The 541-nt window shown below is 55.6% G+C and carries 1 protein-coding gene; it reads right to left on the bottom strand.

Annotated elements, in window-relative coordinates; genetic code table 11:
* Positions 1-519 (bottom strand): PAS domain-containing protein (locus EOA22_RS36750; RefSeq protein ID WP_164756342.1); only part of this gene is annotated, 519 nt, incomplete at its 3' end.
* Positions 520-541: the final 22 nt, after the last annotated feature.

Genomic DNA, 541 nt, shown 5'->3' with positions numbered 1-541 from the left:
GGATTGAATCCCACCCTGCTCGTCGATGACGACCATCGCGTCCGGCACTGTTGCCAGGATCGACCGCAAATGGTCCTCACGCAGCCGAAGTGCTGCATTTGCAAAGGAGAGTTCGCTGACATCAGTACCTTCAATGAAGATCGCGGTGATCCGGCCATCGTCAGCCTTGACTGGCTGATAAACAAAATCAAGGATGCGCTCTTCGACCGGGCCGTCGGCTATGTTGCGAAGGCCGACCTTCACCCCGTGGCCAATGTAGGGCTCGCCGGTCATGTACACATGGTCCAGATGTTCGAAAAACCCATTCCCTTCGAGCTCGGGAAAGGCGTCCCGCACTGACTTTCCAATCACTTGCCTGTGGCCAGTCAATCGCTGGTAGGCGGCATTGGTCAGCTCGAAAATGTGACCTGGCTCGCGCAGCAGCGCTATAAAGCCTGGTGCCTGATCGAACATTTGAGACAACAATGATTTCAGTGTCGTCCCGCCGGGTGACAAACTGAGTGCTTCGTCTTTGATCACCTGAAGTTCCTGGGTTCGACGG

Origin of the sequence: Mesorhizobium sp. M7A.F.Ca.US.014.04.1.1 (assembly GCF_003998745.1) — a bacterium.
Lineage (GTDB): Bacteria > Pseudomonadota > Alphaproteobacteria > Rhizobiales > Rhizobiaceae > Mesorhizobium > Mesorhizobium ciceri.
The sequence above is the reverse complement of the archived record's forward strand: the minus strand, read 5'-3'. Positions and strand labels throughout refer to the sequence as shown.